Source organism: Cryobacterium mannosilyticum (assembly GCF_004402705.1).
GTDB lineage: Bacteria > Actinomycetota > Actinomycetes > Actinomycetales > Microbacteriaceae > Cryobacterium > Cryobacterium mannosilyticum.
Map to the genome: position 1 here is coordinate 25589 of NZ_SOFM01000009.1, position 15353 is coordinate 40941.

Consider the following 15353-nt stretch of genomic DNA (forward strand, 5'->3'; position numbering starts at 1 on the left):
CCGCTATCAACTACTGCGAAGGTATGAACCTCGCCCGCCTACCTTACGAAGTTGCGGACGCGAATGCTTCAGTCCGATAAGCATATACCAATCAGGCTGTCCACTTCCAGACGATCTGAACACGCTGCTTCACGATGTCGAGCATGTGTTCGCGCTGCCGTTCCTGAAGTGACTCGTCAGACTCGCCGCGCGTGCGCGGGAGCGCCGGCGAGACGCCCTTAGGCCGGTCGTTGATGATTACTCTGTCGATGAAGCCTCGTAGCGCTGCACGCCGTCTACCGGGTGCCCATGTCGGCCACGTCGCTGCCAGTCCACCGATGTTCTTGAATGCCTCATCCATTACCGGCCGAACCACGAGCCGGTCTATCTCGCGCTCGATGCCGTCGAGTTCATCATCGATGCGGTCCATCTCCCGCTTGGCTTCAGCTTCACTCTCAATAATGCCCGCGACGAAGGCTCGCTTCACTCGCCCGCGCTGATCCCGCAACGCCGACCGTTCGGTTTCGAAAGCGTCGATGCGATCGTTGACGCGAGGGTCTTTTTCGGACATGCGCTGATCCCACCGCGGCGTCGCCTCGAGGCGTGCAATGACCTCGCGCCACACATACTGTTCGAGCGCACGGTGGTCGATCGCCACACGCCCGGTGTCCTGCCAGACTTTCACCTTCTCGCCATTGCGAGTGACCTCGCGAAGTTTCTGGACGTGGTGTTTGGGGTCAGCACCGTGCACGCGGTTGAGGCAGCCGATACTGATCTGCACATAATCCTTTGAGCGTCGTTTCTGTGACGACACCAACGGTTTGCCGCAGTGCCCGCACACAGTCAGTCCACCGGTCATCGCATATTTGCCACCCTTGACACCAGGGGAGTGGGTCACCTTTCGCGAGGGATCGGTGAGCAGCGTTTGCAAGCGGTCGAATGTGCGCTGATCGAGGATGGCATCCCAACCCTTCACACCTGCCTTTGTCTCACCGAGCATCGCCCGGTTCATGAGGATAGATCGGAGATTGGGCTGTCGCCAATGGTTGCCCTTTCGTGATCGGTGCTTCGGCTCCGGGCCTCCTGGCACTGTCGAGCTATTCCAGTCCTTGACGATCGAGGCCATTGCCTCTCGATCGTCGAGCAAACGTCGCGCGGCTTCTTTGATGAGTTGGACCTCGCCCGGCTCGGCCACCAGAGTGCCTCCCTCGGCGTGGTAGCCATACGGGGCAGGCCCACCGTGCCATTGCCCTGATTCGCGACGTGCTTGCTTGCTCCGCTTCTGGCGCGCGCTTGCACGCTCGGTCTCGCCTTTAGCAACAGCTACTTTGACCCGAGCGTACAAACGCCCTCCATCTGTCCCGAGGTCGGCTTCACCGTTGGCTGTGACGACAATGACGGACTTGGATTCCGCAGCATCGATCCAGTCCTCGAGCTGGCGAGGCTGGCGGGTGAGGCGGTCGAGATCCCAGCAAATTACAGATGCGTATTTGCCCGCCGCGAAGTCGCGCACCAACCGTTCATACTGAGGCCGATGAACGAGCTTGTCCCCAGCCGTTAGATTCCGATCGATGTACTCATCGACGACGATCCAATCGCGCTCCTTTGCAAGCTTGCGCGAGTCCTCTAACTGAGTGTCGATGCCAACTTTCTTACCGTCGCGGTCCACCGACAGACGCGCGTAAATTGCCGCGAGGGGCTTGCGAATGTTTTCCATGATATAGGTATTATATTCTGCACTATCGCTGAGGCCCCGGAGTTCGCCTCGGCCGTGCTCGACGCGCTCCGCCAGCCGCTGGAGTCGGGTGTGATCAGCATCCATCGAGCGAACGCCGTGGCCCGGTTCCCGGCCAGGTTTCAGCTCGTGATGGCCGCCAACCCGTGTCCCTGCGGCCAGTACGGGGCCGCCGACCTCGACTGCAGCTGCCCGCCGAGCGCCCGGAGACGATACCTCGCCCGGCTCTCCGGCCCCCTGCTCGACCGGATCGACATCCAGCTGCGGGTGCAGCGCGTCACGGCCGCGCAGTTGCGCCTGGCCGCCGACGGTCCACGCCTGACCAGTGCGACGGCGAGAGCGCACGTTGAGCAGGCCAGGGCCGCGGCGGCGGAACGGCTGGCAGACACGCCATGGTCGCTCAATTCGGAGGTGCCGGGGCCGTGGCTGCGGGGCGCACACGCCAGGCTCCCCGGCGAGGCGACCGCGATCCTCGACCGGGCGCTGGAACGCGGCGGGATCACCATGCGCGGCTATGACCGGGTGCTCCGGGTGGCCTGGTCAATCGCCGACCTCGGCGGCGTTGCACGCCCCGGCGCCGAACAGGTCGGGCAAGCGCTCTACCTGCGGAAGGGAATGACATCATGACGCTTTTCGGACTGGACGAGGCCGCGGTGGCCGGGCTTGCGGAAGGCGTGCGCCCGTCGCACGCCCCCCGGGCCGGGATGGAACCCGGCCTCGCGGGCGAGGTGTTCGCCCGGGCGGCCTGGACCTGCATCGCCGAGCCAGGGGACGGCACCGCCGGAGTGCTGGTCGACCGGCTCGGTGCCGGGCCGGCCCTGGCCGCCGTGCTCGAGCCGGGCTCGCCAGGCAGGCTCGCCGCGCGGGTCGGGGCCACCGGCGTGCCGGAGGGCTTCGCGGAGGAACTGGGGCAGGCCCTGCAGCGGTGGCGTCCGCGCCTGTCTGCGGGGGAAGTCACCCGTTGCCTCCAGCAGGCGGCCCGGGTGGGCGCCCGGCTGGCCCTGCCTGGTGACGAGGTGTGGCCCGCCGGGGTCGACGACCTCGGCCGGAATGCCCCGCTCGCCCTGTGGTGGCGAGGCACCGCCCCGGCCCTGGCCTCGCTGGCGAACTCGATCGCCCTGGTCGGGGCGAGGGCGGCCACCGGGTACGGCGAACACGTCGCCATGGAATCCTCGGCCGGGCTGGTCGACCGCGGGTTCACGATCGTCTCCGGGGCTGCCTACGGCATCGACGGGATGGCCCACCGGGCGGCCCTCGCCAGCTCAGGGCTCACCGTCGCCTTTCTCGCCGGGGGAGTCGACCGGTTCTACCCGAGCGGCCACGACGCGCTGCTGGGGCGCATCGTGGCCGCCGGCGCGGTGGTCTCCGAACTGCCGTGCGGGGCTGCCCCGACGAAGTGGCGATTCCTGCAACGCAACAGGTTGATCGCGGCGTCCAGTGCGGCCACGATCGTGTTGGAGGCAGGCTGGCGGTCGGGTTCGCTCAACACGGCCGGGCATGCCGCCGCCCTTGGTCGCCCGTTGGGGGCCGTGCCGGGCCCGGTCACCTCTCCGACGTCGGCCGGCTGCCACCGGCTGATCCGCGAATACGACGCCGTGTGCGTGACCACGGCAGCGGAGATGGCCGAACTCGTCGGCGACCGGGTGGTCCAGGTGCCGCTCGACTTCCCCGGTGACAGTGAGACGGGCGCCCGGGGCGGCGCACCGGGCCGGGGTGAACGCACCAGCGACCAGATCCGGGTGTTCGACGCGTTGAGCGCCCGGTCCCCGCGCACCGTGCATGACGTGGCCCGCCGGGCGGGCCTGTCCGTCGCGGCCGTCCAGGGTGCCCTCGGCGGCCTCGACCTCGAGGGCGCCGCCCGGGAACGTGAAACCGGCTGGGTGCGCGCCTCCACCTGACCCGCGGGTTAGGTTGGACAGCATGACGCAGGCAACGATGCTCAGCTCAATCCTCTACGACACCGGGTTGCCGCGCCCCTACGCCGACAGCCGGCCGCTGCGCCACGAGACGGTGGCGGTGCCGGCGCCACGTCCGGGCGAGGTGCTGGTGAAGATCGAACGGGCCAGCCTGTGCCACTCCGACCTCTCCGTGGTCAACGGGTCCCGGCCCCGTCCGCTGCCGATGGCGCTCGGGCACGAGGCTGCCGGGACGATCGCCGAGGTCGGCGCCGGCGTGACGGATGTCCAGGTCGGCGACCGGGTTGTGCTCGTCTTCGTGCCGAGCTGCGGCGACTGCCGCGCCTGCGACGCCGGCCGCCCGGCCCTCTGCCACCGCGGTGCGGAAGCCAACGGCAGCGGAGACCTCCTGCACGGACCGGCCGCCCTCAGGACGGCGTCGGGAGTGAGGCTCAACCACCACCTCGGGGTCTCCGCCTTCTCCGGGTTCGCGGTCGTCGCCCGCGAGTCCGTGGTCGTCATCGACGAGGATGTCCCGTTCGACATCGCGGCCCTGTTCGGCTGTGCGGCGCTGACCGGGATCGGCGCCGTGCGGAACACCGCCCGGCTGGCCCCCGGCCAGTCCGTGGTCGTCTTCGGTCTGGGCGCGGTGGGCCTGATGGCGGTCATGGCGGCCGCCCGCATTCCCGGAACCTGCGTGATCGCCGTCGATCCGCTCCCCGAGAAGCAGCGCCTCGCCCTCCGGGCCGGCGCCGATCATGCCGGTTCCCCCGACCAGGCCGCAGCGCTCGTCGCGGAGTACGCCGGGGACGGCGTCGACGTCGCCATCGAGGCCGTCGGCAGCGCCCGGGTGATGGAGGCCTGCCTCGGGCTCCTCACCCGAGGCGGCGCCCTGGTCTCGGTCGGGCTGCCGCATCCCGACCAGATCCTCAGCGTGCCGGCGCTGCAGTTCGCGGGAACCGGCGTGCGTTTGCTCGGCTCCTACCTCGGCGATTCCCTGCCGGCGCGGGACATCCCGCTCTATCTCCAGATGTGGCGTGACGGCACCCTCCCCGTCGAGCTGCTGCACACCGACACGAAGCCGATAGCCGAGCTCAACGAGGGGCTCGATGCGCTCGCCGACGGGGCCGTGGTGCGGCGGCTCTTCGCCTTCGCCTGACCCGGACGTGCGGCGCACCCCGCGAGCGTCGGGGGCGAGCCGTAGTGTGAGCGACATCGATGAAAGGCAAGGCAAGGCATGGCAGTCGTCCCGAACCAGCAGGTCCAGCAGACCCACCAGGTCCAGCAGGTCCAGCAGATCCAGATGGGCCAGCACGGGCCGGCCAGCCACCTGATCGCCCACATCAGCGACACGCACTTCCTCGGCGGCTCTCGGGCGCTCTACGGAACAGTCGACACCGACACGCCCGTGCGCCAGGCGCTGGCCCAACTCGAACGCTCCGGGCTGCGCCCCGACGCTCTCGTTTTCACCGGCGACATCGCCGACACCGGGGAAGCGGATGCCTATCGCCGGGTGCGCGCCCTCGTCGAGGCGTCGGCCGATCGACTCGGCGCCCAGGTCGTCTGGGTGATGGGCAACCACGACAAGCGAGCCGCATTCCGCACCGACCTCCTCGGCCAGGCCGGGTCCGACGCTCCGGTCGACGCGGTGTTCGACCTCGGGGGAGTCCGCCTGATCGCGCTCGACAGCAGCGTTCCCGGTTATCACCACGGCGAGCTCACCCAGTCCCAGCTCGACTGGCTGGCCGACCTGCTCAGCGAACCGGCACCCCACGGCACGGTGCTGGCCCTGCACCACCCGCCCATCCCCACCATGATTCCGCTGATGAGCATCCTGGAACTCCGCGGCCAGGCCCGGCTTGCCGAGGTGATCGCCGGCAGCGACGTCCGGACCATCCTCGGCGGTCACCTCCACTACGCCACGACCGGACTGTTCGCGGGCGTCCCGGTCTCCGTCGCCGCCGCCACCTGCTACACCCTCGATGCGAGCGCCCCGCAGGGGGAACTGGTCGGGCAGAGCGGTGGGCAGTCGATCAACCTCGTGCACGTCTATGACGACCAGATCGTGCACTCGACCGTGCCGCTGGGCGAATTCGACGTCGCGACCAGGTTCGACCCGGCATTCCTGGCCCGGATGCAGTCGCTCAGCCCTGAGGAACGCACCGAGGCCTTCTCCCGCCAGGTCGACTCGACTGGAAGCGTGGCGTGACAGGCCAATCCGTGACAGGCCAATCCGTGACAGGGCAGACCGTGGCGGGGCAGACGATATCCCTGGCCGCGGCCGTGGAGGACTTCGCCGTCTACCTGGCCGCGGAGCGCGGATTCTCCCCACATACCATCCGCGCCTACCGGAGCGACCTGGCCGGGCTGCTCGCGTTCGCCGAGGAGCGCGGCGTGGCCGGCTCGTCCGCACTGACCCTGGACCTCCTCCGGGACTGGCTCTGGGTCGGCAGCCAGGCCGGGCTGGCGCGGGCGACCATCGCCCGCCGGTCCGCCTCGGCGCGCGGCTTCACCGCGTGGCTGGCGCGCACCGGAGCGAGCCCGGCCGACCCGGCGATCCGGCTGCGCTCGCCGAAGCCGGGCCGCACCCTGCCCCGGGTGATCAACCACGCCCAGATGCAGGACCTGCTCGGTCAGCTCGAGCAGCGCGCGGCCGGCGGCGAGCCGCACGCCCTGCGCGACCTCGCGATCGTCGAACTGCTCTACGCGTCGGGGCTGCGCGTCTCCGAACTCGTCGGACTCGATACCGGCGACGTCGACCTGCACCGGCTCACCGTGCGGGTGACCGGAAAGGGATCGAAGGAGCGGGTCGTGCCGTTCGGAGTCCCGGCCCAGTCCGCCATCCTCGGGTACCTCGACCGGGGGCGGCCGGTGCTGGCCGCCGCGAAACTCCCGCCCGAGACCCCTGTGCACAATCCCCCTGTGCCCGCGGCCGCTGCCTTGTTCCTCGGCACCGCCCGGCGGCGGCTGGGCGTGCGAGCCGTGTACCGCCTCGTCGCCACCCTCCTCGCCGATGTTCCGGGCAACGGCCCGGCCGGCCCGCACGCGCTGCGCCACACGGCGGCCACCCATCTGCTCGACGGCGGAGCCGACCTCCGGGCGGTCCAGGAGCTGCTCGGTCACGCGAGCCTCGGCACCACCCAGATCTATACCCACGTGTCGGCGGAACGCCTCAAGCAGAGTTACCTCACCGCGCACCCCAGGGCGTAGCCGGCCCTTCCCCGGCGAGCGGCAGCAGTACGGCCCGGCGGATGCCGCCGAGGTACTGGCGGGGAGAGACGTACCGCCCGTGCAGGCGCGCCCCCAGGTGCACGCACCGGCCGGAGCAGTGACCGCCCGCCCCGACATGCCCGACCAGCTGGCCGCGGGCGACCGTCTCACCCGCCGAGACGACCGCGGCCACGGGCTCCAGGCTTGAGGTCAGGTCGCCGGCATGCCGGATCGACAGCACCGGTCGGTCGACCACGATTCCCGCGAAAGCCACCACGCCGTCCGACACGGCGAAGACCGGTTCCCGCTCGCCCGCGGCCAGGTCGAGACCGCGATGTCCCGCGGAGTAGTCGGTGGCAGGCGCTGCGAACTCGGCCAGCATCCGGTGCGTCGTGAGCGGCCAGACCCAGGGCTGAGGTGGGGGCACTGCGGCGGGAATTAGGGCGGCGGCAGCCACTGCCGCTGCGGCGAAGAGGCGGGGGAGCTGCATGCCTCCACCGTGCCGCTGTCCGGGCGCGCCCGGCCCGCCGGTCGGGCATCCGTGGAGGGGGCCGTCCGGCCTCTCACTGTGGTGGGAACCCCGGCCCCTGCCGGTGCACGGCAGCCCTCCCGTCGGGTGCTAAACTCGTCCAAGCAGCGCTTCGTGCGCTGACTACGCGTGCCCAATCGGCCTCCGTATCCACTCGGTCCTCGCTTCCCCGGAAGCAGGCGGATGCGTGCCGGGCACCAGGAGTAGTGGTCATCCGATCACGACACAAACCGATTGGCGTTGCTCTGCCCTGCAGGCGCGCCGGACAAGGAGTACGGCTCATGGCCGTCGTAACCATTCGCCAGCTGCTCGACAGCGGCGTGCACTTCGGGCACCAGACCCGCCGTTGGAACCCGAAGATGAAGCGATTCATCTTCACCGAGCGGTCCGGCATCTACATCATCGACCTGCAGCAGTCGCTCGGGTTCGTCGACAAGGCCTATGACTTCGTCAAGGAGACCGTCGCCCACGGCGGCACCGTCCTCTTCGTCGGAACCAAGAAGCAGGCGCAGGAATCGATTCAGGAGCAGGCGACCCGTGTCGGCCAGCCCTACGTCAACCAGCGCTGGCTCGGTGGCCTCCTCACCAACTTCCAGACCGTCTCCAAGCGTCTGGCCCGCATGAAGGAGCTCGAAGAGCTCGACTTCGAGGACACCGCCAAGAGCGGCTTCACGAAGAAGGAAATGCTCATCAAGAAGCGCGAGCTCATCAAGCTTCACAAGAGCCTCGGCGGTATCCGCAACCTCACGAAGACGCCGTCCGCGCTGTGGGTTGTCGACACCAACAAGGAGCACCTTGCCATCGACGAGGCACGCAAGCTCGGCATCCCCGTCATCGCGATCCTCGACACCAACTGCGACCCCGACGACGTTCAGTACCCGATCCCGGGCAACGACGACGCCATCCGTTCGGTCGGCCTGCTGACCCGCATCATCGCGGACGCAGCGGCCGAGGGGCTCATCCAGCGCCACGCCAAGCCGGAGGCCGAAGTCGAGCCTCTCGCCGCCTGGGAAGCCGAACTGCTGCAGACCGGTGAAGCCGCTGCAACCGACGCGACCCCCGAGCAGTCGTCCGCCGAGACCGCTGAGGTTGCCGATGTAGCCGTCGCCGCCGAGCAGGTCGCTGCCGAGGCCGTCGTCGAAGAGGTCCCCGTTGTGGAAGAGGAAGCCGCAGCCGTTGCTGCCGCCGACGCTCCCACCGAAGAAGCCAAGTAAGGAATCGAGTATGGCAAGCATCAGCCTCGCAGACGTGAAGGCGCTGCGCGAGCGTCTTGGAACCGGCATGGTCGACACCAAGAACGCCCTCGTTGAAGCCGAAGGCGACATGGAAAAGGCCGTCGAGCTCCTCCGGATGAAGGGTGCCAAGGGCAACGCCAAGCGCGCTGACCGTTCCACCTCGGAGGGCCTCGTCGCCGCCAAGGAAATCGGCGACACCGCCACCCTGATCGAGCTCGCCTGCGAGACCGACTTCGTCGCCAAGGGCGACAAGTTCGTCGCGCTGGCCGACAAGGTCCTGGACGCGGTTGCCGCGGCCGGCGCCACCACGGTGGAGGAAGGCCTGGCCGCCCCGGCCGGCAGCCAGACCGTCGGCGAACTGATCGACGGCGAAGCCGCGATCATCGGTGAGAAGTTCGAACTGCGCCGCGTCGCATCCGTCAAGGGTGAGAAGTTCGCGATCTACCTGCACAAGACCAGCAAGGACCTGCCCCCGCAGGTCGGCGTTGTTCTCGGCTACTCAGGTGACGACGCTGAGACCGCGCGCAGCGTGGCCCAGCACATCTCGTTCGCGAACCCGGAGTACCTGGCCAAGGAAGACGTCCCCACGGATGCCGTCGAGGCCGAGCGCCGGATCGTCACCGAGATCTCGAAGAACGAAGGCAAGCCGGAAGCGGCGCTGCCCAAGATCGTCGAGGGTCGCATCCACGCGTTCTTCAAGCAGGTTGCCCTGCTGGAGCAGGACTACGCCAAGGACAACAAGGTGTCCGTCAGCAAGGTCCTGGCCGATGCCGGACTGACCGTGTCGGGCTTCGCCCGATTCAAGGTCGGCGCGTAACAGGATTCACAATGAGGGAGACCGGGTTGCAGTCGCAATCCGGTCTCTTTCTCTGTGTGGGCCCCCAGCAGCGCACACAGTAGTTTTAGAACACGCACAACGGAAGGACGCTCACGGGCATGTCAGACACGCGAACGAAGCCGAGCAAGAAGCGCAGGGTCCTCCTCAAATTGTCGGGTGAAGCATTCGGGGCAGGCAGCCTCGGCGTCAACCCCGACGTGATCAGCGCCCTCGCGCGCGAAATCGCCGAAGCAGCCAGGACCGTGGAAATCGCCATCGTCGTCGGCGGCGGCAACTTCTTCCGAGGCGCGGAACTGTCCCAGCGCGGCATGGACCGAGGTCGTGCCGATTACATGGGCATGCTCGGAACCGTGATGAACGCCCTGGCCCTGCAGGACTTCCTTGAGCAGGCGGGCGCGGAGACCCGCGTGCAGTCCGCCATCGCCATGACCCAGGTCGCGGAGCCGTACATCCCGCGCCGCGCGGAGCGCCACCTGGAGAAGGGCCGTGTCGTCATCTTCGGCGCCGGCGCCGGACTCCCGTACTTCTCGACCGACACGGTCGCCGCGCAGCGCGCCCTGGAGATCGACGCGGACATCGTGCTCGTCGCCAAAAACGGCGTGGACGGGGTCTACTCCGCCGACCCGCGCACCGACCCGGACGCGCGCAAGATCGACCACATCACCTACCAGGACGCCCTCCAGCGCGGCCTCAAGGTCGTCGACTCGACCGCGTTCAGCCTCTGCATGGACAACGGGATGCCGATGCAGGTCTTCGGCATGGCACCGCACGGCAACGTGACCGCCGCCATTCTCGGCGCCGATCTGGGAACCCTCGTCTCCAACTAGGATTGTTGAAGCCACCGAAGAAGGAGTCACCGTGATCACGGATGTTCTGTCCGATGCCACCGCACGCATGCACAAGGCACTCGAAGCCGCCAAGGACGATTTCGCGACCGTACGAACCGGACGCGCGAACCCGCAGATGTTCGCGAAGATCCTCGTCAACTACTACGGCACCGCGACGCCGCTCGAGCAACTCGCCTCCCTGCAGAACCAGGAGGCGCGCACGCTGCTGATCGGCCCGTACGACAAGGGCGCCCTGCGCGACATCGAGCAGGCCATCCGCGACACCCCCAACCTCGGCGCCAACCTCGGCAACGACGGCAACGTCATCCGGGCCACGCTGCCGGAGCTCACGGCCGACCGTCGCAAGGAATACGTCAAGATCGTTCGCACCAAGGCCGAAGACGCCAAGGTGTCGGTGCGCAACCTGCGTCGCAAGGCGAAGGACGAGCTCGATGCGCTGAAGAGCGAAGTCGGCGACGACGACGTGGCCAGGGCCGAGAAGGAACTCGAGCAGATCACGAAGACCCACGTCGACGCCATCGACGATGCGCTCAAACGCAAAGAAGCCGAACTCCTCGAGATCTAGGGCGGAGTCAGCGTCATGTCGGACGATCCGAACAAGGAACTGCCGCCCAAGCGCGCGCACGGGGTCAGCCGCGCAGAGTTCCGGGCCCAGGTGCACGCGGCCAGGAGCGACATCGAGCGGCAGATGCAGTCGACCCGCGCCGACTTCGAGCGACAGGTGCAGGCGACCCGGGCGCAGCTCGACGCGACCAACGAACGGATCGAGGCGCGCACCGGCCGCAACCTGATCCTGGCGATCCTGATCGGGCTCGCCCTCGGCCTGTTCATGCTCTTCAGTCTCATCTTCATCAAAGAGCTGTTCATGGTCTGCGCGGCGGCGTTCGTCGGCCTCACCGCCTTCGAACTGGCCCAGGCGCTCCGGCACGCGGGCCGGAATGTCCCACGCATCCCCGTGGTGCTCGCGGCAGTGTCGGTCGTCCCCGCCGCCTTCTACCTCGGGGCGGCCGGCCAGTGGCTGGCCATGCTGGGCGGCATCCTTCTGATCGCTCTCTGGCGAGTGGCGCTGCTCATCCTGCCGGCTCACCGGGCGCCCGCCCGCGACGTGGTCGGTGACATCGGCTCCGGGTTCTTCATTCAGTCGTACGTGGTGTTCCTGGGCAGCTTCTCCGTGCTGTTGGCCGCCCAGCCCGACGGGCAGTGGTGGACGCTCGCCTTCCTGCTCCTCGTCATCTCCGCCGACACGGCCGCCTACGCGACCGGCCTCAGCTTCGGCAAGCACAAGATGGTTCCCACGATCAGCCCCAAGAAGACCTGGGAGGGATTCGCCGGGGCCGGCGCGGTCTGCCTGATCGCCGGAGTCGTCCTCGCCGTCTTCATGATGCATCAGCCCTGGTGGTTCGGGCTCATCTTCGGTGTGGTAATCCTGCTCAGCGCCACCTTCGGCGACCTGGCCGAGTCGCTGATCAAGCGCGACCTGGGCATCAAGGACATGAGTTCCTGGCTGCCGGGCCACGGGGGCTTCCTCGACCGGCTGGACTCGATCCTGCCGTCGGCTGCCGCCGCGTACGCGCTGTACCTGATCTTCGCCTGAGTTGCCCGCTTTCGACACCATGGGCAGGGTGGGGCAGAATGAAGCAGTGACCACCACCTTCCCCCGCACGCCCAAGAAGACGCTCGGCTACAGCGCAGCCCAGGTCGATGAGTTCCTCGAGGCTGCCCGGCGGGCGTATGACGGTTCAGACGACAGCGCGACGCTCACTGCCGAGACGATCCGGCACACCGCATTCGCCATGAAGAGGGGCGGCTACTCGCCCGTGCACGTCGACGCGGCCCTGGAACGGCTCGAAGACGCCTTCGCCTCCCGCGACCGTGACCTTGCCTCCCGCACCGGCGGCCAGCAGGCCTGGCTCGAGGACGCCCGCGCGAAAGCGCAGGTGCTCGTCAACCGGCTCAGCCGACGCTCCGGCCACCGCTTCTCCCGCACCAGCTTCCTCAGCGTCGGCTACAGCCGAGCGGATGTCGACCGATTCGCGAACAAGCTCGTGAAGTACTTCGAGGCGGGATTCCCGATCACGGTCGACGGTGTGCGCGGGGTCGTCTTCAAGCCGGAACGGGGCGGCTACCGCGAGGCCCAGGTCGACGCAGTCCTCGACGCCGTCGTCGACGTGATGTTGGCGGTGCGCTGAATGCGGCTCCGTTATCTGGCTGTTATCCCGAATCTGGGCTAGGCTCGACGAATCGTGGGTAGACATCTGAACATCATCGCGTCCGAGCCGGCCGGCAGGCCCGTCAGACCCCGGATGCGACGACCTCGGTCCCGCGGGCAGGCCTCCCTGTTCACCTTCGCGTTCACCGCTGCGGCCGCCTTCGTGCTCGTCAGCGTCGTCGACCCGTACTCCGGCGCCACGGCATCCCCCTACTTCCAGATCGCCGGCGATCGCTTCGGCGGCCAGGCCGTGCAGGAGATCCAGGTCGCCGGGGCATACACGAACACCATCACCCGCGACAACTTCACCGTCACCGAGAAGCCGAAGCCCGTTCCGGTTCCGGTTGCCGCCAAGTCCGCCTCCAGCTCGAGCGGCCGCGCCCCGTCGGCAGCCGTGCCCGACCCGGGCTCCGCCCAGGCGATCGCCCATGACAAGGTCGTCGCCCGCGGCTGGGGCGAGGACCAGTTCAACTGCCTCGTCTCGCTCTGGAACAAGGAGTCCGGCTGGCGCGTCAACGCCGCCAACTCGTCCAGCGGTGCCTACGGCATCCCGCAGGCGCTGCCAGGTTCCAAGATGGCGTCTGCCGGCGCCGACTGGGAGACCAACGCCGGGACACAGATCGAATGGGGCCTCGGCTACGTGTCGGGCCGCTACGGCACGCCCTGCGGCGCCTGGGCGCACTCTGTCGACAACGGCTGGTACTGACCCGCAGCGACACCGTCTTCCGGCCCAGCGCCATCGACGTAGACTGGCCGAATGCCACGCAGTAACCGACCCAGGGGCCACCGACCCGGGCCGGAGGAGAACGGCGACGGCCTCGACCGGCTGCGGGCCGGTTGGCGTCGCACGGAGACCCGCAGAGACGGCCTGTGGACAGTGCAACCGGTCGCTGCCGCGCGGGCGGGGAAGAGTTACGTCTGCCCGGGTTGCAACCTCGAGATCGAACCGGGCCGGGCCCACCTCGTCGCCTGGCGCGGTGACGGCCTGATGGGCGAGGCCGCCGACCTCGCCGCCCGCCGCCACTGGCACGCACACTGCTGGAAGATCAAATGACGCCGTCCGGTGCCGGCCGAGAAGGAGCATCCGTGAGTCCGAACGCCGTAGAAATCAGGGGCGGGATCGAACTGCCGGCCGTGCGCGAGCACATCGAACTGCACACCACGGACGGCCTCACCCTGGTCGGGGAACTCGCGACTCCGGCGGATCGCCCCCCGGTGGCGACCCTCGTCACCCTGCACCCTCTGCCGACGCACGGCGGATTCATGGATTCCCACATCCTGCGAAAGGCCGCCGGGCGACTGCCGGCCCTGGCCGGACTGGCCGTGCTGCGGTTCAACACCCGCGGGACCACGTCGCCCCGGGGCACCAGTGACGGGGAGTTCGGCCACGGCGACGCCGAACGCGCCGACGTGGCAGCGGCCATGGCCTTCGTCGCCGAACGGCACCTACCGAATCCGTGGCTGGTCGGCTGGTCGTTCGGCACCGAGCTCGCCGTCAAGTACGGCCTCGAGCATCCGATCCGCGGCGCCATCCTGCTCTCCCCGCCGCTGCACCGGGCGACGGATGCCGAACTGGCCGCCTGGGCAGGCAACGAACGCCAGCTCGTGGCCATCATTCCCGAACACGATGACTATCTGCGCCCCGACGAGGCGAGGAAACGGTTCGCGAGTGTGCCGGGCACCCGGTTCATCGCCGTCGACGGCGGAAAGCACCTGTGGGTGGGGGAGAGCCAGACCCGTCGGATCCTGGACGAGATCGTCGCCGTCGTGAATCCCTCGGCCGCACCGCTGCCGACCGTCTGGGCCGGCCAGGCGGTACCGGGTTAGAGCTCGTTCTGCCTGGGGATGACGACCTGCTTGATGATCATGATCACCGAGGCGGCGACGGGGATCGCGATCAGCGCGCCCAGGATGCCGAGCAGCTGTCCACCGGCCAGGGCGGCGACGACGACGACGGCGCCCGGAACGGACACCGCCCGGTTCATGATGTTGGGGCTGAGCAGGTAGGCCTCAACCTGCATGTAGACGAGGTAGTAGATCGCCGCGACGAGGGCGGTCAGCGGCGAGCTCCCGATCCCGGGCACGAGGCAGGTCAGCACGATGATGACCGAACCGCTGATCGTGCCGACCAGCGGAATGAGCGAGAGCAGGAACGCGATCAGTGCAAGCAAAGCCGGGAACGGCGCCCCGATGATCGAGAGGAAGATGAAGCTCAGTACTCCGTTGCACAGCGCGAGCGCCGCCTGACCGATCACGAAGCGTCCGACGGCCGTCGTGATCTGTTCGGTCAGATCGGCGAACCGCTCGCGCTTCGTCGCCGGCACCAGCTGGTACATCGCCCGCTTGATGCTGTGCAGTGACGCGGTGAAGTAGAGCGACAGGATGAGGATGATCAGCCCGCCGAACAGGCCGCTCACCACGGCGAGCCCGGACTGGATCAACGTCGTCGTGATCGTGGTCAGGTTGCCGCCGAGGTAGTCCGTGATCGAGGCGACGATTTCGTTCACCTTGAGGCCGGGGAACTGGCGCTGGATGTCCGCCAGGAAGGTGGACGTGTTCACCGACTTGACAAGGTCGGGGATGGCCTTGGAGAGCTTGGCAACCTGGTCGACGATGATCGGCACAATTGCGAAGACCACGCCCGTCAGCACACCGACCACAGCGACCAGCACGGTGAGGATCGCGGCCCAGCGCGGAAACTTCTTCTTCTCCAGCCAGGACACTGCCGGGTCGAGGCCCAGGGAGATGAAGAGAGCAGCACCGACGTAGGTGATGATCGTCTGCAGGGTGACGACGGAGCTGATGATCAGCAGTCCGAGGCCGACACCCAGGGTGCCGATCAGTCCGACTCGGAACGCGTTCTGGATCTTCACTC

17 protein-coding genes are annotated in these 15353 nt (G+C 68.2%); 14 read left to right on the plus strand and 3 right to left on the minus strand.

What is annotated here, in order from left to right:
• Positions 1 to 91: 91 nt before the first annotated feature.
• Positions 92 to 1696, minus strand: coding sequence for a recombinase family protein (locus E3O32_RS03345; protein WP_166790756.1), 1605 nt, complete (start codon positions 1694 to 1696; stop codon positions 92 to 94).
• 12 nt (positions 1697 to 1708) lie between these two features.
• On the opposite strand from E3O32_RS03345, the gene E3O32_RS03350 reads away from it, so the two are divergent.
• The 5 genes from E3O32_RS03350 (at position 1709) to E3O32_RS03370 (ending at position 6819) form a co-directional block, all read left to right on the plus strand.
• On the plus strand, positions 1709 to 2341 hold the full coding sequence (locus tag E3O32_RS03350; protein ID WP_255455478.1) for an ATP-binding protein: 633 nt from the start codon (positions 1709 to 1711) through the stop codon (positions 2339 to 2341).
• Positions 2338 to 3612, plus strand: coding sequence for a DNA-processing protein DprA (gene dprA / locus E3O32_RS03355; protein ID WP_134507018.1), 1275 nt, complete (start codon positions 2338 to 2340; stop codon positions 3610 to 3612). The genes E3O32_RS03350 and dprA overlap by 4 nt, the downstream gene beginning before the upstream one ends.
• Positions 3613 to 3649: 37 nt before the next feature.
• Entirely contained in the window at positions 3650 to 4768 is a 1119-nt protein-coding gene (locus E3O32_RS03360) for an alcohol dehydrogenase catalytic domain-containing protein (RefSeq protein WP_134507199.1), read from the plus strand.
• A 78-nt stretch (positions 4769 to 4846) separates the two neighbouring features.
• On the plus strand, positions 4847 to 5818 hold the full coding sequence (locus E3O32_RS03365; protein WP_174776478.1) for a phosphodiesterase: 972 nt from the start codon (positions 4847 to 4849) through the stop codon (positions 5816 to 5818).
• Between the two features lie 26 nt (positions 5819 to 5844).
• Positions 5845 to 6819 carry a tyrosine recombinase XerC gene (locus E3O32_RS03370; RefSeq protein WP_420898088.1) on the plus strand — a complete coding sequence of 325 codons (975 nt, stop codon included), beginning with the start codon at positions 5845 to 5847 and terminating at the stop codon, positions 6817 to 6819.
• Here E3O32_RS03370 and E3O32_RS03375 read toward each other — a convergent pair.
• Complete coding sequence (locus tag E3O32_RS03375) at positions 6797 to 7309, minus strand: M23 family metallopeptidase (RefSeq protein ID WP_134507020.1); 513 nt, start codon at positions 7307 to 7309, stop codon at positions 6797 to 6799. The genes E3O32_RS03370 and E3O32_RS03375 overlap by 23 nt on opposite strands.
• Positions 7310 to 7629: 320 nt before the next feature.
• Here E3O32_RS03375 and rpsB point away from each other — a divergent pair, with 320 nt between their 5' ends.
• The 9 genes from rpsB to E3O32_RS03420 all read left to right on the plus strand — a co-directional run bounded on the left by rpsB (position 7630) and on the right by E3O32_RS03420 (position 14305).
• The gene (gene rpsB, locus E3O32_RS03380; RefSeq protein WP_134507022.1) at positions 7630 to 8562 is read left to right on the plus strand and encodes a 30S ribosomal protein S2; all 933 of its coding nucleotides are present in this window, start codon (positions 7630 to 7632) and stop codon (positions 8560 to 8562) included.
• Between the two features lie 10 nt (positions 8563 to 8572).
• Positions 8573 to 9400 (plus strand): translation elongation factor Ts, encoded by an 828-nt coding sequence (gene tsf / locus E3O32_RS03385; RefSeq protein WP_134507024.1) that lies wholly within the window; start codon positions 8573 to 8575, stop codon positions 9398 to 9400.
• 119 nt (positions 9401 to 9519) lie between these two features.
• Positions 9520 to 10248 (plus strand): UMP kinase, encoded by a 729-nt coding sequence (pyrH, locus tag E3O32_RS03390; protein ID WP_134507026.1) that lies wholly within the window; start codon positions 9520 to 9522, stop codon positions 10246 to 10248.
• Between the two features lie 31 nt (positions 10249 to 10279).
• On the plus strand, positions 10280 to 10834 hold the full coding sequence (frr, locus tag E3O32_RS03395) for a ribosome recycling factor (RefSeq protein ID WP_134507028.1): 555 nt from the start codon (positions 10280 to 10282) through the stop codon (positions 10832 to 10834).
• Between the two features lie 15 nt (positions 10835 to 10849).
• The gene (locus E3O32_RS03400) at positions 10850 to 11863 is read left to right on the plus strand and encodes a phosphatidate cytidylyltransferase (protein WP_370249938.1); all 1014 of its coding nucleotides are present in this window, start codon (positions 10850 to 10852) and stop codon (positions 11861 to 11863) included.
• A gap of 46 nt (positions 11864 to 11909) precedes the next feature.
• Complete coding sequence (locus E3O32_RS03405) at positions 11910 to 12458, plus strand: DivIVA domain-containing protein (RefSeq protein WP_241974526.1); 549 nt, start codon at positions 11910 to 11912, stop codon at positions 12456 to 12458.
• 54 nt (positions 12459 to 12512) lie between these two features.
• Positions 12513 to 13184 (plus strand): aggregation-promoting factor C-terminal-like domain-containing protein, encoded by a 672-nt coding sequence (locus E3O32_RS03410; RefSeq protein ID WP_241974528.1) that lies wholly within the window; start codon positions 12513 to 12515, stop codon positions 13182 to 13184.
• A 51-nt stretch (positions 13185 to 13235) separates the two neighbouring features.
• Positions 13236 to 13532 (plus strand): hypothetical protein, encoded by a 297-nt coding sequence (locus E3O32_RS03415; RefSeq protein ID WP_134507030.1) that lies wholly within the window; start codon positions 13236 to 13238, stop codon positions 13530 to 13532.
• A 32-nt stretch (positions 13533 to 13564) separates the two neighbouring features.
• Positions 13565 to 14305 (plus strand): alpha/beta hydrolase, encoded by a 741-nt coding sequence (locus tag E3O32_RS03420; RefSeq protein WP_241974530.1) that lies wholly within the window; start codon positions 13565 to 13567, stop codon positions 14303 to 14305.
• Here the strand turns inward: E3O32_RS03420 and E3O32_RS03425 are convergent.
• Positions 14302 to 15351, minus strand: coding sequence for an AI-2E family transporter (locus E3O32_RS03425; protein WP_134507034.1), 1050 nt, complete (start codon positions 15349 to 15351; stop codon positions 14302 to 14304). The two genes, E3O32_RS03420 and E3O32_RS03425, sit on opposite strands and share 4 nt — an antisense overlap.
• Positions 15352 to 15353 lie beyond the last annotated feature (2 nt).